Annotated in this window: 20 protein-coding genes, 1 tRNA gene and 1 pseudogene; 7 read left to right on the top strand and 15 right to left on the bottom strand. The window is 69.5% G+C overall.

What is annotated here, in order from left to right:
* Positions 1–16 precede the first annotated feature (16 nt).
* From pstC to pstB, 3 genes are read left to right on the top strand one after another with little or no spacing between them, the layout of a single operon-like run.
* Positions 17–973, top strand: a complete 957-nt coding sequence (gene pstC, locus Q0D57_RS11985; RefSeq protein WP_291043831.1) for a phosphate ABC transporter permease subunit PstC — start codon at positions 17–19, stop codon at positions 971–973.
* 3 nt (positions 974–976) lie between these two features.
* Positions 977–2,077, top strand: a complete 1,101-nt coding sequence (gene pstA / locus Q0D57_RS11980) for a phosphate ABC transporter permease PstA (protein WP_291043828.1) — start codon at positions 977–979, stop codon at positions 2,075–2,077.
* 27 nt (positions 2,078–2,104) lie between these two features.
* Complete coding sequence (pstB, locus tag Q0D57_RS11975) at positions 2,105–2,884, top strand: phosphate ABC transporter ATP-binding protein PstB (protein WP_259525200.1); 780 nt, start codon at positions 2,105–2,107, stop codon at positions 2,882–2,884.
* Positions 2,885–2,963: 79 nt separating this feature from the next.
* On the opposite strand, the gene Q0D57_RS11970 is transcribed toward pstB, so the two are convergent.
* From Q0D57_RS11970 to Q0D57_RS11960, 3 genes are all read right to left on the bottom strand, one after another.
* The gene (locus Q0D57_RS11970) at positions 2,964–3,821 is read right to left on the bottom strand and encodes an anti-sigma factor (RefSeq protein WP_291043824.1); all 858 of its coding nucleotides are present in this window, start codon (positions 3,819–3,821) and stop codon (positions 2,964–2,966) included.
* Positions 3,818–4,414: a sigma-70 family RNA polymerase sigma factor gene (locus tag Q0D57_RS11965; protein WP_291043819.1), complete on the bottom strand. Its 597-nt coding sequence runs from the start codon at positions 4,412–4,414 to the stop codon at positions 3,818–3,820. The genes Q0D57_RS11970 and Q0D57_RS11965 overlap by 4 nt, the downstream gene beginning before the upstream one ends.
* Before the next feature lie 208 nt (positions 4,415–4,622).
* Positions 4,623–5,252, bottom strand: coding sequence for a DNA-directed RNA polymerase subunit beta (locus tag Q0D57_RS11960; RefSeq protein ID WP_291043817.1), 630 nt, complete (start codon positions 5,250–5,252; stop codon positions 4,623–4,625).
* Between the two features lie 64 nt (positions 5,253–5,316).
* Here Q0D57_RS11960 and Q0D57_RS11955 point away from each other — a divergent pair.
* A tRNA-Lys gene (locus Q0D57_RS11955) sits at positions 5,317–5,389 on the top strand.
* Between the two features lie 46 nt (positions 5,390–5,435).
* Here the strand turns inward: Q0D57_RS11955 and Q0D57_RS11950 are convergent.
* Genes Q0D57_RS11950 through Q0D57_RS11935 form a run of 4 tightly spaced genes read right to left on the bottom strand, consistent with a single transcriptional unit; the run spans position 5,436 to position 8,258 of the window.
* Positions 5,436–5,897, bottom strand: a complete 462-nt coding sequence (locus Q0D57_RS11950) for a VOC family protein (RefSeq protein ID WP_291043814.1) — start codon at positions 5,895–5,897, stop codon at positions 5,436–5,438.
* Positions 5,898–5,928: 31 nt separating this feature from the next.
* Complete coding sequence (locus Q0D57_RS11945) at positions 5,929–6,900, bottom strand: DUF4436 family protein (RefSeq protein WP_291043812.1); 972 nt, start codon at positions 6,898–6,900, stop codon at positions 5,929–5,931.
* A 32-nt stretch (positions 6,901–6,932) separates the two neighbouring features.
* The gene (locus tag Q0D57_RS11940; protein ID WP_291043809.1) at positions 6,933–7,244 is read right to left on the bottom strand and encodes an ATP-dependent DNA ligase; all 312 of its coding nucleotides are present in this window, start codon (positions 7,242–7,244) and stop codon (positions 6,933–6,935) included.
* 39 nt (positions 7,245–7,283) lie between these two features.
* The gene (locus Q0D57_RS11935; RefSeq protein ID WP_291043806.1) at positions 7,284–8,258 is read right to left on the bottom strand and encodes an aldose 1-epimerase family protein; all 975 of its coding nucleotides are present in this window, start codon (positions 8,256–8,258) and stop codon (positions 7,284–7,286) included.
* 96 nt (positions 8,259–8,354) lie between these two features.
* Between Q0D57_RS11935 and Q0D57_RS11930 the strand changes: the two genes are divergently transcribed.
* Both Q0D57_RS11930 and Q0D57_RS11925 read left to right on the top strand, forming a co-directional pair.
* Positions 8,355–10,091, top strand: coding sequence for an ABC transporter ATP-binding protein (locus Q0D57_RS11930; protein ID WP_291043803.1), 1,737 nt, complete (start codon positions 8,355–8,357; stop codon positions 10,089–10,091).
* A complete protein-coding gene (locus tag Q0D57_RS11925; protein WP_291043796.1) occupies positions 10,088–12,073 on the top strand; it encodes an ABC transporter ATP-binding protein in 1,986 nt (661 codons plus the stop codon). Before Q0D57_RS11930 ends, Q0D57_RS11925 begins: the two co-directional genes overlap by 4 nt.
* Before the next feature lie 57 nt (positions 12,074–12,130).
* Here the strand turns inward: Q0D57_RS11925 and mgrA are convergent, their stop codons facing one another.
* Genes mgrA through Q0D57_RS11895 form a run of 6 tightly spaced genes read right to left on the bottom strand, consistent with a single transcriptional unit; the run spans position 12,131 to position 18,935 of the window.
* Positions 12,131–13,192 (bottom strand): L-glyceraldehyde 3-phosphate reductase, encoded by a 1,062-nt coding sequence (gene mgrA / locus Q0D57_RS11920; protein WP_291043793.1) that lies wholly within the window; start codon positions 13,190–13,192, stop codon positions 12,131–12,133.
* Positions 13,189–14,547, bottom strand: coding sequence for an NtaA/DmoA family FMN-dependent monooxygenase (locus tag Q0D57_RS11915; protein ID WP_291043788.1), 1,359 nt, complete (start codon positions 14,545–14,547; stop codon positions 13,189–13,191). The genes mgrA and Q0D57_RS11915 overlap by 4 nt, the downstream gene beginning before the upstream one ends.
* Positions 14,548–14,597: 50 nt before the next feature.
* Positions 14,598–15,593 carry an adenosine deaminase gene (add, locus tag Q0D57_RS11910; RefSeq protein ID WP_291043783.1) on the bottom strand — a complete coding sequence of 332 codons (996 nt, stop codon included), beginning with the start codon at positions 15,591–15,593 and terminating at the stop codon, positions 14,598–14,600.
* Positions 15,590–17,071 (bottom strand): ABC transporter permease subunit, encoded by a 1,482-nt coding sequence (locus Q0D57_RS11905; protein WP_291043780.1) that lies wholly within the window; start codon positions 17,069–17,071, stop codon positions 15,590–15,592. Before Q0D57_RS11905 ends, add begins: the two co-directional genes overlap by 4 nt.
* A gap of 44 nt (positions 17,072–17,115) precedes the next feature.
* On the bottom strand, positions 17,116–17,898 hold the full coding sequence (locus tag Q0D57_RS11900; protein WP_291043777.1) for an ABC transporter ATP-binding protein: 783 nt from the start codon (positions 17,896–17,898) through the stop codon (positions 17,116–17,118).
* Entirely contained in the window at positions 17,895–18,935 is a 1,041-nt protein-coding gene (locus Q0D57_RS11895; protein WP_291043774.1) for an ABC transporter substrate-binding protein, read from the bottom strand. The genes Q0D57_RS11900 and Q0D57_RS11895 overlap by 4 nt, the downstream gene beginning before the upstream one ends.
* 201 nt (positions 18,936–19,136) lie before the next feature.
* On the opposite strand from Q0D57_RS11895, the gene Q0D57_RS11890 reads away from it, so the two are divergent.
* Positions 19,137–20,066 (top strand): LysR family transcriptional regulator, encoded by a 930-nt coding sequence (locus Q0D57_RS11890; RefSeq protein ID WP_291043770.1) that lies wholly within the window; start codon positions 19,137–19,139, stop codon positions 20,064–20,066.
* A 46-nt stretch (positions 20,067–20,112) separates the two neighbouring features.
* Here the strand turns inward: Q0D57_RS11890 and Q0D57_RS11885 are convergent, their stop codons facing one another.
* Both Q0D57_RS11885 and Q0D57_RS11880 read right to left on the bottom strand, forming a co-directional pair.
* Positions 20,113–20,997: a bifunctional methylenetetrahydrofolate dehydrogenase/methenyltetrahydrofolate cyclohydrolase gene (locus tag Q0D57_RS11885; RefSeq protein WP_291043766.1), complete on the bottom strand. Its 885-nt coding sequence runs from the start codon at positions 20,995–20,997 to the stop codon at positions 20,113–20,115.
* Positions 20,991–21,762 (bottom strand): annotated as a pseudogene (locus Q0D57_RS11880) (serine hydroxymethyltransferase); the annotation flags it as partial. The gene Q0D57_RS11885 and the pseudogene Q0D57_RS11880, both read right to left, overlap by 7 nt.

Below are 21,762 nucleotides of genomic sequence, written 5' to 3'. Positions count from 1 at the left end.
CAGGAGACCAGGTCCTATGACCACCGCCCCCGCCAAGCCGGAAGCGCCGCGTCCGATCAAAGCGAAGCAGCGACCAGGCGACGCCATCTTCTCGGCGAGCACGGTGGTGGCGGGTTCGCTCATCCTCGTGGTCCTGGCCGCCGTCGCCATCTTCCTGGTCGCCCAGAGCATCCCCGCCTTCACCGCGGGCCCCGACGACCTCAAGGGCGGAGCACCGAACTTCTGGGCCTACGTCGGCCCCCTCGTCTTCGGAACCGTCTGGGCCGCGTTCCTCGCGCTCCTGATCGCGGTGCCGCTCGCGATCGGCATCGCCCTCTTCATCTCGCACTACGCGCCGCGCAAGCTCGCGCAGGGCCTCGGCTACGTCATCGACCTCCTGGCCGCCGTGCCGAGTGTCGTGTTCGGCCTCTGGGGCATCACGGTCCTCGCGCCGTTCGTGCAGCCGTTCTGGTCGACCCTCGTCGACCTCTTCGGCTGGTTCCCGCTCTTCGCCGGCCCCGTCTCGGGCACCGGCCGCACCATCCTGACCGTCGCCATCGTGCTCGCGGTCATGATCCTGCCGATCGTCACGGCCCTCTGCCGCGAGATCTTCCTGCAGACCCCGAAGCTCCACGAGGAGGCGGCTCTCGCGCTCGGCGCGACCCGCTGGGAGATGATCCGCACCGCGGTGCTCCCCTTCGGCCGCCCCGGAATCGTCTCCGCGTCGATGCTCGGCCTCGGCCGCGCCCTCGGCGAGACGATGGCGGTGGCCATGGTGCTCTCGCCCCAGGTGCTCATCTCCTTCGCCCTGCTGCAGTCGACGAACCCCACCACGATCGCCGCGAACATCGCCCTCAACTTCCCCGAGGCCCACGGCGTCGGGGTCAACGTGCTGATCGCGACCGGCCTGATCCTGTTCGTCATCACGTTCGCCGTCAACTTCATCGCTCGCGCCATCGTCAACCGCCGCAAGGCCTTCTCGGGAGCCAACTAGATCATGTCGACGATCACCACTCCCCCGCCGGCCACCAAGGCCCCGATCGCCAACACGCTCACCACGGGCATCCTGCCGAAGCCCGTGCCGTGGATCCTCCTCGGAGTCTGCTGGCTCATCGTGGGCGCCGTGTTCGGCATCCTGCTCGCCGCCGGCGCGAACGACAGCTACAACATCATCGGCGCGATCTTCTTCGGCACCGTGCTCTGGGTCATCGTGAACTACATCGTCTCGCGCTCCTACGAGGGCGCGCGGCCCGCGATGAACCGCTTCGTCACCTCGCTCGTCTCGCTCGCGTTCCTCGTGGCCCTGCTGCCGCTGATCTCGCTGCTCTACACCACCATCTCCAACGGCATCCCGCGCTTCGACCTGAGCTTCTTCTCCGGCTCGATGCGGAACGTCGTCGGCGAGGGCGGCGGAGCCCTGCACGCGATCGTCGGCACCCTTGAGATCACCGGCATGGCCACGCTCATCTCGGTGCCCGTCGGCCTCCTCACCGCCATCTACCTCGTGGAGTACGGCCGCGGCCACCTGGCCCGCGGCATCACCTTCCTCGTCGACGTGATGACCGGCATCCCCTCGATCGTGGCGGGTCTGTTCGCCTTCGCCTTCTTCGCGCTCATCCTCAACCAGCCCGGCATCCGCTTCGGGTTCGGTGGTGCGGTGGCGCTCTCGGTGCTCATGATCCCCGTGGTCGTGCGCTCGAGCGAGGAGATGCTGAAGCTCGTGCCGAACGAGCTCCGCGAGGCCTCCTACGCGCTCGGTGTGCCGAAGTGGCTCACGATCGTCAAGGTCGTGCTCCCCACCTCGATCGCCGGCATCACGACCGGTGTCATGCTCGCCATCTCGCGCGTCATCGGCGAGACGGCACCCCTGCTGATCATCGCGGGCTTCACGCAGAGCATGAACTACAACCTCTTCAACGAGCGCATGATGACCCTGCCGGTGTTCGTCTACACGCAGTACGCCAACCAGGGCATCCCCGCCGAGGCGTACATCGACCGGGCCTGGGCGGGTGCGCTCACCCTCGTGGTGATCGTGATGCTGCTGAACCTCATCGCCCGCATCGTCGCCAAAGTCTTCTCCCCCAAACTCGGCCGCTGACGCGGAACTGAACCCGAAGGAACCCTCGTGTCAAAGAGCATCGAAGTCAACGACCTCAACGTCTACTACAGCAGCTTCCTCGCCGTCGAAGGCGTGTCGCTCCGGATCGAACCGCGCACGGTCACGGCCTTCATCGGCCCGTCCGGCTGCGGCAAGTCGACCTTCCTCCGCACCCTCAACCGCATGCACGAGGTCATCCCCGGCGCCCGCGTCGAGGGCGAGGTGCTGATCGACGGCAACAACCTCTACGGCCAGGGCGTCGACCCCGTGCTCGTGCGCCGCCAGGTGGGCATGGTCTTCCAGCGCCCCAACCCGTTCCCCACCATGTCGATCGGCGAGAACGTGCTGGCGGGCGTCAAGCTCAACAACAAGCGCATCTCGAAGTCGGATGCCGACGACCTGATCGAGAAGTCGCTGCGCGGCGCGAACCTCTGGAACGAGGTCAAGGACCGCCTCAACCTCCCGGGCTCCGGCCTCTCCGGCGGACAGCAGCAGCGACTGTGCATCGCGCGGGCGATCGCGGTCTCCCCAGACGTGATCCTCATGGACGAGCCCTGCTCGGCGCTCGACCCGATCTCGACCCTCGCGATCGAGGACCTCATCGAGGAGCTCAAGTCCGAGTACACGGTCGTGATCGTGACCCACAACATGCAGCAGGCCTCGCGCGTCTCGGACCGCACCGCGTTCTTCAACATCGCGGGCACGGGCAAGCCCGGCAAGCTCATCGAGTACGACGACACCACCACGATCTTCTCGAACCCGTCGGTGCAGGACACCGAGGACTACGTCAGCGGCCGCTTCGGTTGATCTGCGGCCCCGGCCGCACAGAAGAACCCCCTGCACCTTCTCGGGTGCAGGGGGTTCTCTGCTGTGTGCTGCAGGTGGCTCAGGCCGACTCGACCACGATGACGGGGTCGGTGGTCGGCGACTCGGATCCGCCGGCCGGTTCGACGGTCACGCCCACGGTCGCACCGGCGGCCATGGTGCCCTCGAGCACGTGCCAAGCGGTGCCGGCACCGCCGGCGGTGAAGGTGCCGGCAGGGACGGCGCCGTCGGAGCCGATGTACCAGGCCTCGTAGACCTTGTCGTCGGGCAGCGGCTCGAGACCGTCGGTGACCACGGCCGAGCGGCCGAGCTCCTCCGACCAGACGAGGGTGGCGGTCGATCCGCCGTCGAGGTCGACGGTGGCGCGCTGGGAGTCGGGAGCCGCCGTGATCTCGGCGAGCTCGGAGGCGGAGGCCTCGACGGCCACCGGCGAACCCGGCATGAGCGCTCCGCCCACGAACCCGCCACCGATGAACAGGGCCGCCGCGGCGGCGACTCCGGCCACGAGGCCGATCGGGCCACTGAACCAGCGGCGCGAGGCCTTGAGCTCGGCCGGGGTCGAGGCTGCGGCGACGGGGAGAGCCTCCGCGGGCTGCGCCACCGCAGGCTGGGTCTCAGCCGTGGCGGACTCCGCAGGCCGCGACTCGACAGGGCGGGACGCGGAACGCGTCGGAGTCTCCTGCGGCGTCGAGGCGATCTTCGCCATCAGGTCGATCTTGAGCCGCTCTGACGGCGCCACCGGATCGGCGGAGAGGGCGAGCAGGAGCGCGGTCTCGCGCAGTTCGTCGGCCTCGGCCTGCAGTGTCTCGCTGCGGGCGGCAGCCTGCTCGAAGGCCTCCCGCTCGTCGGTGTCGACCGCGTCGAGGGCGTAGGCGCCGGTGAGTTCGCGTGGGTCGATGTCGTCTCGTCGATCGCTCATGATGCCACCCCCATCTCGTCTCTCAGTCTGATCATTCCATCGCGCAATCGCGTCTTCACGGTGCCGACCGGTATCCCCAGCAGGCCCGCGACTTCGGTGTGGCTGTAGCCGCCGTAGTAGGCGAGTGAGATCGCCTGGCGTTGGAGCTCGGTGAGCTGAGCCATGGCCCGTTTCACCCTTTCGTGCTCGATCCGGATCTCGACGGATTCGCTCACATGGTCGAAGGCGGGCTCGATGTCGCGGAGCCCGATCCGCTCGTCCCGGTCATGACCGGACTGCGAGGAGCGCACCCGGTCGACGGCACGGCGGTGGGTCATCGTCAGGATCCACGACATCGCACTGCCGCGGGCCGACTCGAACTTGGTGGCGGTACGCCAGATCTCGAGGAAGATCTCCTGCGTCACCTCTTCGGACTGGGCGTGGTCGACGAGCACGCGCTTCACGAGGCCCAGCACTCGAGGTGCCGTGCGGTCGTAGAGCTCGGAGAACGACGACTGGTCACCCGTCGAGACGGCGTGCAGCAGTTCCTCGAGCGGTGTCTCGGGTTCTGGCACGTCAATCGGTCCTCGGTCGGCAGTCACGAGCACCAGCATGACAGGCCTCGCTCTCTCTCGGTGATCCGACGGCGCTTGTTGCGCACATCTGATGTTCGGAGAGCCCGGCGGAACGGATTGGCCGGACCGCGAGGAATCCGAACGGAGACAGACCGGGCCGCAGAAACGCCTCTCGGCGGAAGGCCGCTCGAAGCGGCGAATTTTGGAGCCCGGGGTTACTGCGGCCCGGCGGTATCAATTGTACCGATCAGTCGAGGGTGTCGTGCCGCCAGAGCGTGGCGGACTGGGTGAGATCGGCCCCGATGCTCTCGAAACGGAGGGCTCGGGTGGTGAGTGTCGAGGACGTCTCAGGGGCCCCGATCTCCGCGTCGTCGGCGATCGCGGCGCATCCCTGTGCCATGATCCGGCAGAAGGCGGCGGCGCGATCGAGGGCCACCGCAAAATCCCCTGTGAACAGTCCGCGCAGGATGCGATCGGCCAGATCGATGATCTCCCGCGGGCCGGTGGGCGACTCCGCGCCGGCCACCACGGGATCGATGCCGCGGAGCACGGTGCTGCCGCGCTCGTAGAAGTAGCTCGTCTGCTCGGGGTCCTGGCGGATGAGCACCCGGAGGAGGTAGATGCGCCAGAGGCTGCCCGGCAGGCTGTGGGCGCTCGCGCGCGACCACAGTTCGGCTACGGTGTCGATGCCGTGGTCGTCGGTGAAGGCGAGCAGCCTCTCGACGATCTCGGGCTGCGGGTCGTCGCGCACGCGGCTGAGCAGAGCGCCCGCCGTCTCGTGCGCCACGCGGTTGATCTGGGCGGGGTCCTCGCCGCCCTTGAACGCGTCGAGAGCGCCGCTGTCGAACAGCGCGGGCTTGTGGAAGTCGTCGGCCATGGCGTCCATCCTGCCCCTTTCGGCCGGACGCCGGATCCAGCATCAGGCGCTAGGCTGGAAACGAGGGCCTGTAGCTCAGTTGGCAGAGCATCGGACTTTTAATCCGCGGGTCGAGGGTTCGAGCCCCTCCGGGCCCACCTCGCTCCGGCAACGGCTCGCACCGGCAACGGGCTTGGCCCATCTCTACCAGGCTGACGCGTCGTCGTCGAAGTCGGCTGCGACGAAGATGCAGAACGGGTGGCCGGCCGGGTCGGCGAAGACGTAGAGGGCCTCCTCGGGGTCGCTCGACTGGTCGTCGATGATCGTCGCGCCGAGTTCGAGGGCGTGGTCGCGCCGGCGCTCGAGCTCCTGCACATCCGGCACCATCAGGTCGAGGTGCAGCTGCTGCCGCACGTCGCCCTCCGGCCAGGTGACGCGGGGCAGCTCCGGCACCCGCTGGAAGGCGAGCCGCACGCCGTCCGGGGTCCGGATCGCCACCCACTCGGCGTCGTCGTGCGAGCCGTCCGCCGGCGGTTCGTCGCCCGGCCGGTAGCGCGCATCGAGCAGATCGCGGTAGAACGCCGCGAGGCCGCGGGCGTCCTCGGCGTCGAGCACCACTTGGCGCAGGCGCATCCCGCCGCTCGTCACGGATGGTTCGTCGTTCATGGTGCTCCTCCGGCCGGTGATGAGTGCGAACCTAGTCGCCTCCACCGCCGTCGGCATCGGCGTCTTCGAGCTGCGGGGTGGGGGTTCCCCAGCGGTTCCAGGCGAGCACGTAGACCACGAGGCCCGTGATGAGGCCCACGACGACCCAGAGCACGATCAGATAGTCGATCCAGGATCCGATCGGCGGCGAACCCGGGAGGAAGGTGCGGAGCGGCACCGTGGCGAAGAGCATCGCCCCCATCCAGCTCGTGAGCGTGGCCTCGACCTTCCGCCGGCCGGTGAAGGCCCGGATCGCGACGAACAGCACGAGCGCCGGCATCACCACGAGGAGTCCGAGCAGCACGACGCCGAAGGCGATGGTGCTGAGCGAGCGGTTGGCCTGGATCGAGATCGCGGGCACGGGGTCGCCTCGGCCGTCGGCGGTGTCGACCGTCCCGACCGGGTTGTCGTAGTCCTCGGCGACCGTGAAATCCCAGCCCGTGAGGAAGCCCTCCCACTTCACCTCGGTGGGGATGACCTGCTTCTCGCCGTTCTCGTCGGTGACGTAGGCGAGGACACCCACCGCCGCGGTGTAGCGGTCGAGCGGCCAGTTCTCGATGGCGCCGCTCGACGCGACGATGGTGAGCGACTTCGTGAGCTCGAGCAGCGAGCCCTCCTCCACCACGAACGACTGCTCGCCGTCGACGGGCGTGATGATGAAGCCGATCTCCCGCGTGATGCCGACGCCGTCCTCGTCGCGGAACTCGGCCGCCGGCGAGATGCGCGCATCCACCTCGATGCGCTGGGTCAGCCCGATCACCGCCATCGGCGAGAAGGTGATCGTGGTCACCTCGGGGTCGGCGACACCGAGGAACCGGTTCTGCACATCCGACCCGCGGCCGCCCGCCGCGTAGAGCAGCACCACAGCCACGTACGCGAGCACCGCGAACACGATGATCCCGGCGACGACACCGCGCCGCAGGTTCCGGCGCCCGGTGCTCACCCGCTCCCCCGTCGTTCCCACGAGTCGAGCTTAGCCAGCAGGCGGGGCGATGATCAGCCCTCGAGCTCCCCGGGCGGCTCGGGCATGATCCGCAGGTCGCCGCGATGCGCCGCCGTCATCATCTGGTCGATCCAGGCCCGGTTGATCGCGGGCGGCCGGCTGCCGTAGAAGCGGAACCGCAGCGGGATCGACGGATGCACCCAGAGGGTCTCGCGACCGCTGCCCTGGCTGGCCTCGACGATCCAGGAGAGGGAGAACGACTCGTGATTGCGCATCTTCGTCACGATCACGATCCGCAGGTGTGCGAGCAGCCGATCGTCCATCTCGATCTCGGACCCGCTCGGTCCGTAGATCAATAAGCCCAACCGACGCTCCCTGACAGTCCTCCAGAGCCGTATGAACTCTCAGGATCCGAGCTTAATCGAGGGCAAATGCGCGCCAAAATCTGAAAATGGGGCTTGACAAGAGCGGATCCCCCACCGGAGATTCCACGTCTCACCGGGCTCGAGCCAGCGGAGGCCCTCCCCGGAACCGAGGGCGTTCGCGGGGGCCGTCATGGGCTCCAGGGCCACCGCGAGCCGCGGCCCGTCGACCGAGGCGAAGGCGGGCGGCGTGAACACCTGGAGGTAGCGGAAGCTCTCGTCCGCCCACAGCTCGACCCGCCTGCCGTCGGGCGCATCGAGGGTCTGCCGGCTCCAGCCGTCGGTGATCCGCACGCCGCCGAAGCCCTGATCCATCGAGAGGTCGCCGAGCCGTCGCCCATGGGAGAGGTCGAAGTCGGTCCCGGCGACCTTCTCCTCCGACACGGGGATCTGCCGATCGTCGGCGACGAACCGGGTCTCGGCGTCGACCGTGAGCACGAGGTCGGCGGTCGGCACGTCCCCGATCCGGAGATACGGATGCGCGCCCACCGCCACGGGCGCCGAGCGCTCGGAGTCGTTCCGCACGGAGTGCGTGACCTGCAGGCCGTCCGGCACGAGCTCGTGCTCGACCGTGGTCTCGAGCAGGAACGGGTAGCCGTGCTGCGGGAACACGGTGGCCGCCTGGAGCACCCGGTGCGGTTCGTGCTCGAGCAGGCGGTAGCCCGTGTTCCGCAGCAGGCCGTGGGTCGCGTTGCCCTTGGCCGGCTCGGTGAGGTCGAGCTGCTGGGGCTCGCCGTCGAGCGTCCAGCGCCCACCGGCCACCCGGTTGGGCCAGGGCACGAGCACGATGCCCGCGGCACCCGGGGGCGAGGAGGTCTCGGCGAAGGTCTCGACGAGCGCCGTGCCGTCGACCTCGAGGGCCCGGATGCCGGCCGCCACCTCGGTGATGACGGCGGTCACGACGGAGCCCTCGGACTCGAGCCGGAGCGGATACTGATGGCCGGTGGGCGCGCGCATGCCGCCAGCCTAGCGACGGCCGTCCCAGGCCCCACCCCGATGTCGTCCGTCGCGCTTAGACTGCTCTCCTCGCCTCGCAGAAAGCAGCACGGCCGCATGACACTCCTGAGACTCCTCGGGCGCTTCCTCCGCCCCCACGGGCGCCCGATCGCGCTCATCGTGCTCTTCCAGCTCATCCAGTCGGTGGCGTCGCTCTACCTGCCCACCCTGAACGCCGACATCATCGACCAGGGCGTGGCGAAGGGCGACACCGCCTACGTGCTCTCCACCGGCCTCGTGATGCTCGGCATCACGGTCCTGCAGGTCGCGGCGTCGATCACGGCCGTCTACTTCGGCGCGAAGGTCGCCATGGCGCTCGGCCGCGACCTCCGTGGCGCCATCTTCCACCGGGTGAGCGCCTTCAGCGAGCGCGAGGTCTCGGCCTTCGGCGCCCCCTCCCTCATCACGCGCTCCACCAACGACGTGCAGCAGGTGCAGATGCTCGCACTCATGACGTTCACGCTGCTGGTATCCGCCCCCATCCTCGCCGTGGGCGGTGTCATCCTGGCCCTGCAGCAGGATCTGGAGCTGTCCTGGATCATCGCGGTGAGCGTGCCCGTGCTGCTCATCGCGCTGAGCCTCATCATCGTGCGCATGGTGCCGCAGTTCCGCCGCATGCAGACCCGCATCGACACCGTCAACCGGGTGCTGCGGGAGCAGCTCACGGGCATCCGCGTGGTGCGTGCCTTCGTGCGCGAAGGGGTCGAGACCGAGCGGTTCGCCGAGGCCAACGCCGCCGTCACCGACTCGGCGCTCCGGGCGGGCCGGCTGATGGCGCTGATGTTCCCGACCGTCATGCTCATCCTCAACGTCTCGAGCGTGGCGGTGATCTGGTTCGGCGCGTTCCGGATCGACTCGGGCTCGATGCAGGTGGGCACCCTCATCGCGTTCCTCAGCTACCTCGTGCAGATCCTGATGGCGGTGATGATGGCGACGTTCATGGCCATGATGATCCCGCGTGCCTCGGTCTGCGCCGACCGCATCACCGAGGTGCTCGAGACCGAGACCTCCGTGACCCCGCCGGCCCACCCCGTGCACCGGCTCGAGCAGCACGGCGTCGTCGAGCTCCGCGGTGCCTCGTTCTCCTACCCCGGCGCCGAGCAGCCCGTGCTGCGCGACCTCGACATCACCGTGCAGAGCGGCCAGACCCTCGCGATCATCGGATCGACGGGCGCCGGCAAGACCACGTTCGTCAACCTCCTCCCGCGCCTGTTCGACGCCACGGCGGGCTCGGTGCTCGTCGACGGCGTCGACGTGCGCGAGCTCGACCCCGACCTGCTCTGGAGCCGCATCGGCCTCGTGCCGCAGAAGCCGTACCTCTTCTCGGGCACCGTGGCCTCCAACCTCCGCTATGGCAAGCCCGACGCCACCGACGAGGAGCTCTGGCACGCGCTCGAGGTCGCTCAGGCCGCCGACTTCGTGCGCTCGATGGACGGCGGGCTCGACGCGGAGATCGCGCAGGGCGGCACGACCGTCTCGGGCGGCCAGCGGCAGCGGCTCGCCATCGCGCGTGCTCTCGTGAAGAGGCCCGAGATCTACGTGTTCGACGACTCGTTCTCGGCGCTCGACCTCACGACGGATGCGCGCCTCCGACGCGCCCTCCGCGCCGATGTGAAGGGAGCGACCATGATCATCGTCGCCCAGCGGGTGTCGACCATCGTCGACGCCGACGTCATCGTGGTGCTGGAGGACGGCGCGATCGTGGGTAGGGGCACTCACGACGAACTGCTCGCCACGAGCGAGACCTACGCCGAGATCGTCGCCTCCCAGCTGAGCGCGGAGGAGGCGGCATGAGCGGGCCGGGAGCGGCGCGCGGCCCCGTCCGCCGCGGTGGTCCGGGCGGTGGCCCCTTCGGCGGCGCCCAGCTGCCGGCCGAGAAGTCGATGACCTTCGGCCCGTCGGCCCTCCGGCTGCTGCGCCGCCTCGCACCGCACCGGCTGCCCGTGCTCGCCGTGGTGCTGCTCGGCGCCATCAGCGTGGTCTTCACGGTGGTCGGCCCGTGGCTGCTCGGCCAGGGCACCAATCTCATCTTCGCGGGCGCGATCGGCCAGACCCTCCCCGCCGGCTCCACCAAGGAGGAGGTGGTCGAGGGCCTCAGGGCGAGCGGACAAAGCGCCCAGGCCGACCTCATCAGCGGCATCGACCTCGTGCCCGGTCAGCACATCGACTTCAACGCTCTCGCCGTGGTGCTCGGCACCGTGCTCGTGCTCTACGTGCTCGCCTCGGTGTTCTCCTGGGTGCAGGGGCGACTCCTCAACACGGTCGTGCAGCGCACCACGTTCACCCTGCGCGAGGAGGTCGAGGCCAAGATCAACCGCCTCCCCCTGTCGTACTTCGACCGGATGCCGCGGGGCGAGCTGCTCAGCCGGGTCACGAACGACATGGACAACGTGGCGCAGAGCCTGCAGCAGACCCTCAGCCAGCTGCTCACCTCGCTCCTGACCGTCGTCGGCATCCTCGTCATGATGTTCATCACCTCGCCGCTGCTCGCGGTGATCTCGCTCGTCACGATCCCGCTCACTGTCGTCATCACCGCCCTCATCGCCAAGCGCTCGCAGAAGCTGTTCGTCACGCAGTGGAGGGCGACGGGCGAGCTCAACGCGCAGGTCGAGGAGAACTTCACCGGGCACGCCCTCGTGAAGGTCTTCGGCCGGCAGCGCGAGACCGAGGCGGCCTTCGGCGCCAAGAACGAGGAGCTCTACCGCGCGAGCTTCGGCGCCCAGTTCGTCTCGGGCATCATCATGCCGGCCATGATGTTCGTGGGAAACCTCGTCTACGTCGTCATCGCCGTGGTGGGCGGGCTGCAGGTCGCCTCGGGCGCTCTCAGCATCGGCGCCGTGCAGGCCTTCATCCAGTACTCCCGCCAGTTCACCCAGCCGCTCACCCAGCTGGGCTCGATGGTCAACCTCCTGCAGTCGGGCGTGGCCTCCGCCGAGCGCGTGTTCGAGCTGCTCGACGCCGAGGAGCAGACCCCGGATGCGACGCCCGCCGAGACCCCCCCGGCCGATGGCCCGGGCCGGCTCCGCTTCGAGGGCGTCTCGTTCCGCTACGTCGCCGACCGCCCCCTCATCGACGATCTCTCGCTCACGGCGGAGCCCGGTCAGACCGTGGCGATCGTCGGCCCCACGGGCGCCGGCAAGTCCACGCTCGTGAACCTCATCATGCGCTTCTACGAGCTCGATGCCGGCCGCATCACGCTCGACGGCGTCGACATCGCACGGATGACGCGCCACGACCTGCGCTCCCGCACCGGGATGGTGCTGCAGGACACCTGGCTCTTCGGCGGCACGATCCGCGACAACATCGCCTACGGCCGCCCCGACGCGACCGAGGAGGAGATCCTCGCCGCCGCGCGGGCCACCTACGTCGACCGCTTCGTGCACTCCCTGCCCGACGGCTACGACACGGTGCTCGACGACGAGGCGTCGAACGTCTCGGCCGGCGAGAAGCAGCTGCTCACGATCGCGCGGGCGTTCCTCGCCGAGCCGAGCGTGCTCATCCTCGACGAGGCCACGTCATCCGTCGACACCCGCACCGAGCAGCTCGTGCAGAAGGCCATGTCGGCGCTGCGGGCCGACCGCACGAGCTTCGTGATCGCGCACAGGCTGTCGACCATCCGCGACGCCGACCTCATCCTCGTGATGGAGTCGGGCTCGATCGTGGAGCAGGGCAGCCACGCCGAGCTGCTGGCGGCCGACGGCGCCTACGCGGCGCTCTACGCCGCGCAGTTCGCCGACGCCGCGCCGGAGGACACCGCCGAGGCGGACCTCCGCTAGGGCCGAGTGGCCCGGAGATGAGTGAGTGAATCGTGCTCGGTGCCCAGGGACGGGTCGCTACGACGTTCCGCCCACCGCGCTCGAGCCCGCCCAGAGGTTGATCCCGAGGTCGACCGCATACTCCTCGATCGCGCGGGTCTCCTCGTCGGTCAGGTCCGGGGCCGATGCGGCATCGAGGTTCGATTCGAGCTGCTCGACGCTCGACGCCCCGATGAGCGCAGAGCTCACTCGCGCGTCGCGCAGAACCCAGGTGAGTGCGAGCTGGGCGAGCGTCTGCCCCCGCGACGCCGCGATGGCGTCGAGGCCCCGGATGCGCATCCGCACGTTGTCGTCGATCGAGGTCGATGACATCGAACCCGGTCTCGAGGCGCGGGACCCCTGCGGAATCCCGTCGAGGTAGCGGTCGGTAAGGAGTCCCTGGGCCAGCGGCGAGAATGCGATGCAGCCCACACCGAGCTCGTCGAGCGCGTCGAGGAGGCCGTGTTCGATCCAGCGGTTGAACATCGAGTAGGAGGGCTGGTGGATGAGAAGGGGCGTGCCGAGGTCGCGGAGGATGCGCGCCGCCTCGATCGTGCGCTCCGGCGAGTACGACGAGATGCCCGCGTACAGCGCGCGGCCCGACTGCACCGCGGTGTGGAGAGCACCCATCGTCTCCTCGAGCGGCGTGGCGGGGTCGGCCCGGTGGGAGTAGAAGATGTCGACGTAGTCGAGGCCGAGCCGCCCGAGCGACTGGTCGAGCCCGGCGAGCATGTGCTTGCGGGAGCCCCACTCGCCGTACGGACCTGGCCACATGTCGTAGCCCGCCTTCGTCGAGACGATCAGCTCGTCGCGGTGCGCCCGCAGATCGGCTCGGAGGATCCGGCCGAAGCCCTCCTCGGCGCTGCCGTAAGGCGGGCCGTAGTTGTCGGCGAGGTCGAAGTGCGTCACTCCGAGGTCGAAGGCCCGCCGGACGATCGCACGCTGCACCTCCCACGGCCTGTCGTGGCCGAAATTCTGCCAGAGTCCGAGCGATACGGCGGGCAGCTGCAGACCTGATCGCCCCACCCGGCGGACCTTCGCGTCGTCGTAGCGCCGCGGATCGACGACGTGCGGCTGGGGGAAGTCGGGCACGTACGTCATCGGGCGACCTCCACTGAGCGGTAGCGTGCGGCCGGATGCACGGAGGGCACCCGGTCGCTGCCGGACAGACGGCTGCGGAGCGTCGCGGGGGCCGGTGCCTCCTCGATCGCCCCGGCCGCACGGAGGTGGGGCGAGACGTGCTCGGCGAACTCCAGGTACGACGACGGTGAGACGTAGGGCGTGATGTTGAACCCGTCGAGATCGGTCTCCTCAGCCAGCTGCAGCATGCTCTCTGCGATGTCGGCGCCCGTTCCCATGAGCACCAGGTCGCGCATCCCACCCCGGCCGACATAGTCGGCGAAGGCCTCGGCCGCTGTGCGCCCGCGGTGTGCCGTGAGCTGCGTGCGGCTCTGTTCTGTGGTGAGGGTCGACAGCTCGGTCTCGGGGTGGAGGGCAGTGAGGTCGACTCCGGTCATCTGCGCGAAATAGACGCGCATGGCGTCGGCGTCGACGTACGAGAGGTAGTCGGCGAGCTTCTGCTCAGCGTTCTCGACCGAGTCTCCGACCACGGTCGAGAGCCCGGCGATCGCCGTGATCGACCGCGGGTCGCGCCCTTCGTCGGCCGCCAGGGCCCTGAGCTGGTCGACTTGCGCCCGGAGCTTGCCTGAATCGGCCCCCTGCAGGAAGACGACCTCGGCGTTCCGCGCCGCGAACGCCAAACCCGCCTTGGAGGCGCCCGCCTGGAAGATGACGGGGGTGCGCTGCGGCGACGGCGTGGAGTTGAAGTACCCGGCCGATGAGAAGTAGGCGCCGTCGTGGCTCACCCGGTGCACCTTCTGTGGGTGGGCGTAGACGCGGGCCGACTTGTCAGCCACGACCGCGTCGTCCTCCCACGACCCCTCGAACAGCTGGTAGCTCAGCTGCAGGTACTCCTCGGCGATCGCGTAGCGCTCGTCGTGGGGAATGAATCGGTCGTGCCCGAACAGGTCGCTCACGACCGTGCTCGTCGTCGTCACGACGTTCCAGGCGATTCGGCCCCTCGTGAGGTGGTCGAGCGTCGCGAACCGGCGGGCGTTGGCATAGGGCGCCTCGAACGTCGTCGAGGTGGTGACCGCGAAGGAGAGGGTCGAGGTCGCCGCCGCCAGCGCCGGGATGAGCAGCATCGGGTCGTTCTTCGGGATCTCGGCCGCCTGCTCGAAGGCGACGGCGGGGGTCTCGCCACCGATGCTGGGGTACCCGTAGGAATCCGCGAAGAACAGGAAGTCGAAGCCAGCGCCCTCGAGGATGCGGGCGATCTCGATCCAGTAGTCGAGGTCGTTGTAGCGGATGGTCTGATTGTCGGGATGGGCCCAGAGGCCCTGGCTCGTGAGGTTGACGCCGTTGATCTCGAAGGCGCCCAGGTGAAGTCTTTTCATGATTCCTCGTCGGTAGGTGGTGTGCAGGTGGCCTGAAGGTCAGGCTGCGCTCATCCGGGCGATGCCGTGAACCAGGCGGCTAGGGAGTCCTCGTAGACGGAGCGGGTGGCGGCGTCGAGCGCCGGCAGCAGGAGGCCGTTGGCGGCGACCGCGCCGAGCGTGTCGTCGCTCAGCCCCCAGACGTCGCGGGCCACCGTGTACTGGTCGGTCACCGAGTGATCGAACCAGAGCGAGTCGTCGGCGTTCAGCGTGACGGCGACGCCGGACTCGATCATCTGCCTGGCCGGATGCTCGGCGAGCGAAGGCGTGACACCGAGCGCCACGTTCGACACGGGGCACACGTCGCACACGATGCCCTCGGCGGTAAGCCTCTGCAGCAGCTCCGTGCTGGCCACGGCCTTCACGCCGTGCGAGATGCGGGTGGCGCCGAGCTCATCGAGGGCTTCGAGGATGCTGTCCGGTCCTCCGGTCTGGCCGGCGTGGGCCACGACCGCGAGCCCTGCATCCGCTGCCCTGCGTGCAGCAGAACGGAACCGGCCGAGACCCGCGGGCTCGACGAACCCGGCTGTGCCGAGTGCTGTGACACCGCGGCCGGCGAAGGCAACGGCCGAATCGGTGAGCTCGTCGGCGATCTCCTCGTCCTGGTCCGTGTTGATCGTGAGGTTGGCGCCGACCTGGATGCCCGCGGCTGCGGCACCCTCCTGAAGGGCGTCGATGATGATGCCGGTCACCCGCTCGATCGAGCCGAGACGGGGCGCGTACAGCTGCGGCTCGATGGAGGGTTCGAGATACAGCACCCCTTCGGCCGCCTCGGCGGCGACCAGGGCACTGCAGAGGGCCGCCAGGTCATCCGCCTCCTGAACCAGCGCGGGCACGGTTCCGTAGGCGTCGAAGAACTGCCACTCGTCGGCGAAACGGGCCGGCCGCTCGAACACGAGCCCCCGACGGCGTGCAAGGTCGCGCACCGCAGACTCGGGATAGCTGCCGTCGAGGTGCACGTGCACGTGGACCTTGGGGAGCGCGCTCAGGTCGCGCCGGCCGTTCACGACTGCCACCGTGCCGAGACCCGGCGCTCCGCGGCCGCGGCGATCACGTAGGCCGCGACGGAGAGGGCGACCGCAACGATCACGGCCGCCCACGACCCGTCGTTGTCGAGAACGACGCGCCGCTCGCTGAAGAGGCGGCCGAGGCCGCCCTGCCCCATCAGCCATTCGGCCGAGATGGCGATCAGGAAGCAGTTCGCCGCGGAGATGCGCACCGCGAGCAGCAGCGTGGGAACCGAGCTCGGCAGCGAGAGCCTGATGAGCCGTTGCCAGCGCCCGGCGCCGTGCACGGCGAAGACGTCGTCGGCGCCCGGCGGGCGGGAGCGGAGACCCGACAGCGCGAGCACGTAGATGGGGAAGAAAGCCATCAGCACGCAGGATGCGAAGACGGTCTGCATTCCGTATCCCAGCAGGCCACCGATGATCGGGATGAACACGACGATGGGAACAGTCGGGATGATGAGCGCGAGAGGCGACAGCATCGAGTAGAGCCACGGCACGACCGACACGAGCACAGCGAGACCGATGCCCACGATCGCCCCGCTGACGAGGCCGCCGAGAGCCGAGACCGTGGTGAGCGCCGCCGCCTCGAGGTAGGGCACGAAGTCGGTGACGAGCGCCCGACCCACACCGGCCGGCTGGGGTGCGACGATCTGCGGGACGTGGCCGACCCACACCCAGATCTGCCAGAGCAGCACCAGGGCGACCGGGATGGCGAGGCCCAGCAGCGCGTTCTCACCGCGGCGGAGCGCGGCGACGGGGCTCGGTGCCTGGGTGCCCCGGGCGAAGCGTGCCGACGCTGCGCGTTCGAGCGCGGTCGCGATCGCGTAGAACACGACCGACACGACGATCGCGGCCAGCGCGGCAGCCCAGAGCAGGCCGTACTGCACGTTGCGCATGGCGGAGACCATGACGACTCCGAGCCCCCGATCGGCACCGAACCACTCGCCGAGGATGGCCCCGAGGAGGGCGGCAGGCACGGCGAGGCGAAGCGCGTCGGCCACCATGGGGAGGGCGGAGGGGAACAGCAGCAACCGGAACCGGGTCGAGCGCCTCGCGCCGTACACGGAGAAGAGAGCCTCGCTCGACGGGCTCGCGGTGCGGAGGCCGTCGCTCACCGCGAGGACGGTGCTGAAGAGCACGGAGAGCCCCGCGAAGATCTCGGGGATGAACGGGCGCGTCGAGAGACTCATCAGCACGGGCCCGACTGCCACCACCGGGATGGCGTTGATGAGCACCGCGCTGCGGAGAACCGGCGCCGTCGACCGCGGCAGCCAGGCAGTGACGGAGGCCAGGAGGACGCCGAGCGCGAACCCGGCGAGGCCGCCTAGGAGGGCCCTCTGCCCCGTGGCGAGCGTCGCACGCCAGATGACGTCGCCTCGGCTCCCGAGCGCTCCGATCACCTCGGTGAGCGGTGGGATCGACCGGCCGAGCAGTTGGCCCGCTCCGACGACCTGCCAGAGAACCAGCAGCACTGTCACGCCGAGCGCCGGCAGAAGCCATCGTCCGCCGAGGGTCTGAGTCCTCACGCGGCGACGTCCGCGTCGTCGGCGTCGAGCGCCGCCGTCAGCTCGGCCACGATCGCGAGGAACGCGCCACTCGTCTGGATCTCCTTCGTCCTCCCCCGTCCGAACGGGATCGAGGTCTCGAGCTTCACCCGGCCGGGGCGACCGGTCATCACCACGACGCGGTCGGCGAGGAACACGGCCTCCTCGACCGAATGCGTCACCAGCAGGGTGGTCGAGCGCTCCGCATCCAGGATGCGCGCTAGCTCGGTGTTGAGCCGGTGGCGGGTCACCGCGTCCAGTGCACCGAAGGGTTCGTCGAGCAGCAGCACCCGCGGTGAGAGCACGAGGGAGCGGGCGATCGAGACCCGCTGGCGCATTCCGCCCGAGAGCTGCGACGGCCGACTCGCGGCGAAGTCGCTGAGACCCACGAGCGCGATGAGTTCGGCGACCCTGCCGCGGTCGACCGGGCGGCCGGTCAGCCGGTACGGCAGCTCGATGTTGGCCGCGACCGTCAGCCAGGGCAGCAGCGCGTTGTCCTGGAACGCCACGCCGAGGCCGCCCTCCCTGATGAGGCGGGCGGGCGACTCCCCCGCCACGCTCACCGCTCCGGAGTCGAGGGGTTCGAGGCCCGCCGCGACGCGGAGAGCCGTCGACTTGCCGCAGCCTGACGGCCCGAGCACCGCGACGAACTCACCCTCCGCGACCGTCAGCGAGAAGCGGGTGAGCGCCTTCACGGCCGTCCGGCTGCTGCCGTAGCTCTTCTCGACCGAGTCGAAGACGAGACCGGGGGCGGACGTCATTCGTTCGCCGCTTCGACGACCCCCGTGTCGAAGGCAGACGACACCTCGGGTAGGGACTCACGGCCGGAGGCGGTGAGGGCGTCGTACATCGGCCCCTCGATGAGGGCGGGGTCGAGGGCGAAGAGTCCGTTCGCGTCGGTGAAGTCGCTCGTCATGAGCGGCACCTGGGCCTCGAGCGTGCCGAGCTCGGCGGCTGGATCGAGCCCCAGGTCGGCGCCGTACGACTCGGTCACGAGGTCGACGGCTGCCTCGGGGTCGTCGATCGCGTCCGCCCAGCCCTTCGTCGTCGCCGCCACGAACGATTCGACGGTGTCGCGGTTCGATTCCAGGTATTCGCGGGTCGTCACGATGAGGCCGCCGTACGACTCGAAGCCGAGGTCGGCGAAGGTGACGGTGTTCGAGGGCTGGCCGGCCAGATCGTAGCTCACCGGCTGGTTCGTGACGTAGGCGTAATAGGCGTCGATCTGGCCGTCGAAGAGGGGCGCGGCGTCGTAGCCCACCCGCACGTCCTCCCAGTCGGGCTCGAGGCCGTTCACCGCGAAGAGCGTGTTGATGTCGGCGGTGCCCGACTCGTCGGTGCCGATCGTGAGGCCCGCGAGGTCGTCGACGGAGGTGATGGTGCGGTCCGGAAGCGTCATGATCCCGGCGGGTGACTGCTGGTAGAGCGCGCCGACCGCGACCAGGTCGGCGCCGGTCTCGAGGGCGTCCATGTACCTGGCCATGTTCGAGACGATGCCGATCTGAGCCCCTCCACCCGCGATGACCGCGGCGGTGGATGCGACGTCACCGCCATCGAGGAACGTCACGTCGAGACCGGCGTCGCTGTAGTAGCCCGCATCGTCCGCCTCGAAGAAGCCCGCGAACTGACTGTTCTTCACCCAGTCGAGCTGGAACGAGACGGCCTCTCCCCCGCCGTCACCGGAGTCGGCGCTGCCGGTGGCGCAGCCGGCCAGGACGAGGGTGGCGGCGACGGCGACGACGCCGGCCATGCGGTTCGCGCGCCGACGGGGGCGCTGCGGGCCTCGGGTGCCGATCATGGGTGCTCCTTGATGAGGGACGAGTGCGGGGAGGATGCTTGCGAGTGACTCTAAAGTTGGCGGCGCGGCCTGGCCAATTCGGCCTAGTATTGATGTCATAAGCAAAACGAATGACCTTGGATTCTCGCGCCTGTGTCCGCGCTCGTGTTTCGTCGCCCGCGGAATGTTTACGAGACCGAAACACGCGAGGAGCGGCACGAGGTGGAGCTGAGGCAACTGGCGAACTTCGTGGCCGTGGTCGAGGCGCGGAGCTTCACGGCCGCTGCCGCGCGGCTGGGAGTCTCGCAACCCGCCCTGAGCCAGAGCATCGCTCGGCTGGAACGCGACGTCGGTTGCGCCCTGCTCGTCCGCAACAAGCGCCTGTCCAGTGCCGGGGTCGCGCCGACCGCCTCCGGTGAGTCACTGCTCGCCGACGCCATCGACATCCTCCAGCGCGTGCAGGGTGCTCGCGATCGCGCACTCCGTGCCGACGCAGACGAGGGCCTCCCTGTCGTGCTGCTCGGCTTCTCGTCGAGCACACCCCGCGAACTGGTCGACCTGGCCACCGCATCCGCACCGTTCGACGATGCATTCGCGCTCGATGTCGTGCCGATCCAGCTCACGTGGGGCGAGGAGATCCACGCCCTCCGATCCGGCAGGGTCGACGTCGCCTTCCTGCATTACCCGGCGGGAGCGGTGTACCCGGGACTCACCATGACGGCTCTGCTCCCGGTGCGGAGGGTCGTCATCCTGCCGGGCGGTCACCGGCTCGCAGGAGCCTCGGCGCTGACGCTTCGCGACCTCGCCGGTGAACCCATCCTCGACCCGGGCGTGTTCGACGACGAGCCGGGCCTCCGCGACTACTGGCTCGCCGCGCCGAGGCCGACGGACGCACCGATGGGCCGCATCGTCGGGCCTCCCACCAAGACGGTCGAGGAGATGTGTGCGTTCGTGCGGGCGGGCCGGGGCACCGCCATCGCGGCGTCGGCGGTCGCGGCGCAGTACCCGCGCGACGACCTCGCCTTCATCCCCATCGTCGATCTCGAGTCGACCGACGTCGGGATCGCAGTGAGATCGGAGGACAAGCGGCCGCACGTCACGGCCCTGTACGACACAGTGGTGCGTGAGACCGCTCGCCTCGAGGACAGATGACTTCCGTACCCGGCAGGCGGATGAGGAACGTCACGGCCCGGTTCGGCTAGAGCCCGGCCCGGCGCTCCGCCTCGGCCACGACGTTCTCGACGAGCATCGCGCGGGTCATCGGCCCCACTCCCCCGGGAACCGGCGAGAGGAAGCCGGCGACCTCGGCCACGCCGGGGTCGACGTCTCCGATCAGCCTGGCCTTGCCCGTGGTGTCGTCGACCACGCGGGTGATGCCCACGTCGAGCACGGCGGCCCCGGGCTTCACCCAGTGGTCCTTGATGAGGCCGGGCACGCCCACGGCGGCGATCACGACATCGGCCCGGCGCACCTCCTCCTCGAGGTTCCGCGTGCGCGAGTGCGTGAGCGTGACCGTCGCGTCGATGCCCTTGCGGGTGAGCAGGAGCCCGAGCGGGCGGCCCACCGTGAGGCCGCGACCGACCACCACGACGTGCTTGCCTGGCAGGCTCACGCCGTACCGGCCGAGCATCTCGACGATGCCCGCGGGGGTGCACGGCAACGGGGAGTGCAGGTCGCCCGAGACGCCCAGCACGAGCCGGCCGAGATTCGTGGGGTGCAGTCCGTCGCTGTCCTTCGCCGGGTCCATCAGCTCGAGCATGGCGTTCTCGTCGATGCCGGCGGGCAGCGGGAGCTGCACGATGTAGCCGGTCACGGCGTCGTTCGCGTTGAGCTCGGCGATCGCGTCGCGCACGTCCTGCTCCGTGGCGGTGGCCGGGAGGTCGACGCGCACCGATTCGATGCCCACCTCGGCGCAGTCGCGGTGCTTGCCCGCCACGTACGAGATCGATCCGGGATCCTCGCCCACGAGCAGCGTGCCGAGACCGGGCACGATGCCCTTCGCCTTCAGCGCCGACACGCGCTCGGCGATCTCGCGCTTCAGTGCCGCCGCGGTGGCGTTGCCGTCGAGCTTCGTGGCTACCACTGCTCGAGGCCCGGGTAGAGCGGGAAGCCGTCGGTGAGCGTGAGCACGCGGGCGCGCAGGGCTTCCACGTCGGGCGAGGGCGTGAGGGCGCTGCCGATGATGTCGGCGACCTCGACGAACTCGGTGTCGCCGAAGCCACGCGTGGCGAGGGCCGGCGTGCCGATCCGGAGACCGGAGGTGACCATCGGCGGGCGCGGGTCGAACGGCACCGAGTTGCGGTTCACCGTGATGCCGACCTCGTGCAGGATGTCCTCGGCCTGCTGCCCGTCGAGCGCGGAGTTGCGGAGGTCGGCGAGCACGAGGTGCACGTCGGTGCCGCCCGTGAGCACGTCGACGCCGGCGGCGCGGGCGTCGTCGGCGGTGAGGCGCTCGGCGAGGATGCGGGCTCCGGAGAGCGTGCGCACCTGGCGGTCCTTGAACTCGGGCTCGGCGGCGAGCTTGAACGCGGTGGCCTTGGCGGCGATCACGTGCATGAGCGGCCCGCCCTGCTGGCCGGGGAACACGTTGGAGTTGAGCTTCTTCGCGAGCTCCGTGTCGCGGCTCACGATGAAGCCGGAGCGGGGGCCGCCGATGGTCTTGTGCACGGTGGAGGACACCACGTCGGCGAACGGCACGGGCGAGGGGTGGAGACCGGCGGCCACGAGGCCGGCGAAGTGCGCCATGTCGACCCAGAGCTTGGCGCCCACCTCGTCGGCGATGGCGCGGAAGGCGGCGAAATCGAGCTGGCGGGGGTAGGCAGACCAGCCGGCGATGATCACCTGCGGC

The sequence above is a fragment of the Herbiconiux sp. genome (genome assembly GCF_023264895.1).
In the GTDB taxonomy this organism is placed as follows: domain Bacteria; phylum Actinomycetota; class Actinomycetes; order Actinomycetales; family Microbacteriaceae; genus Herbiconiux.
The sequence above is the reverse complement of the archived record's forward strand: the minus strand, read 5'-3'. Positions and strand labels throughout refer to the sequence as shown.

Coding starts and splice junctions, on each gene's coding strand:
- Q0D57_RS11900 (WP_291043777.1), bottom strand. CDS start 17,898: ATGACGTCCGCCCCCGGTCTCGTCTTCGACTCGGTCGAGAAGAGCTAC.
- Q0D57_RS11935 (WP_291043806.1), bottom strand. CDS start 8,258: ATGCGCGCGCCCACCGGCCATCAGTATCCGCTCCGGCTCGAGTCCGAG.
- Q0D57_RS11895 (WP_291043774.1), bottom strand. CDS start 18,935: ATGATCGGCACCCGAGGCCCGCAGCGCCCCCGTCGGCGCGCGAACCGC.
- Q0D57_RS11930 (WP_291043803.1), top strand. CDS start 8,355: ATGACACTCCTGAGACTCCTCGGGCGCTTCCTCCGCCCCCACGGGCGC.
- pstC (WP_291043831.1), top strand. CDS start 17: ATGACCACCGCCCCCGCCAAGCCGGAAGCGCCGCGTCCGATCAAAGCG.
- pstA (WP_291043828.1), top strand. CDS start 977: ATGTCGACGATCACCACTCCCCCGCCGGCCACCAAGGCCCCGATCGCC.
- Q0D57_RS11925 (WP_291043796.1), top strand. CDS start 10,088: ATGAGCGGGCCGGGAGCGGCGCGCGGCCCCGTCCGCCGCGGTGGTCCG.
- Q0D57_RS11915 (WP_291043788.1), bottom strand. CDS start 14,547: ATGAAAAGACTTCACCTGGGCGCCTTCGAGATCAACGGCGTCAACCTC.
- Q0D57_RS11950 (WP_291043814.1), bottom strand. CDS start 5,897: ATGAACGACGAACCATCCGTGACGAGCGGCGGGATGCGCCTGCGCCAA.
- Q0D57_RS11960 (WP_291043817.1), bottom strand. CDS start 5,252: ATGGCCGACGACTTCCACAAGCCCGCGCTGTTCGACAGCGGCGCTCTC.
- mgrA (WP_291043793.1), bottom strand. CDS start 13,192: ATGACGTACGTGCCCGACTTCCCCCAGCCGCACGTCGTCGATCCGCGG.
- Q0D57_RS11965 (WP_291043819.1), bottom strand. CDS start 4,414: ATGCTGGTGCTCGTGACTGCCGACCGAGGACCGATTGACGTGCCAGAA.
- Q0D57_RS11970 (WP_291043824.1), bottom strand. CDS start 3,821: ATGAGCGATCGACGAGACGACATCGACCCACGCGAACTCACCGGCGCC.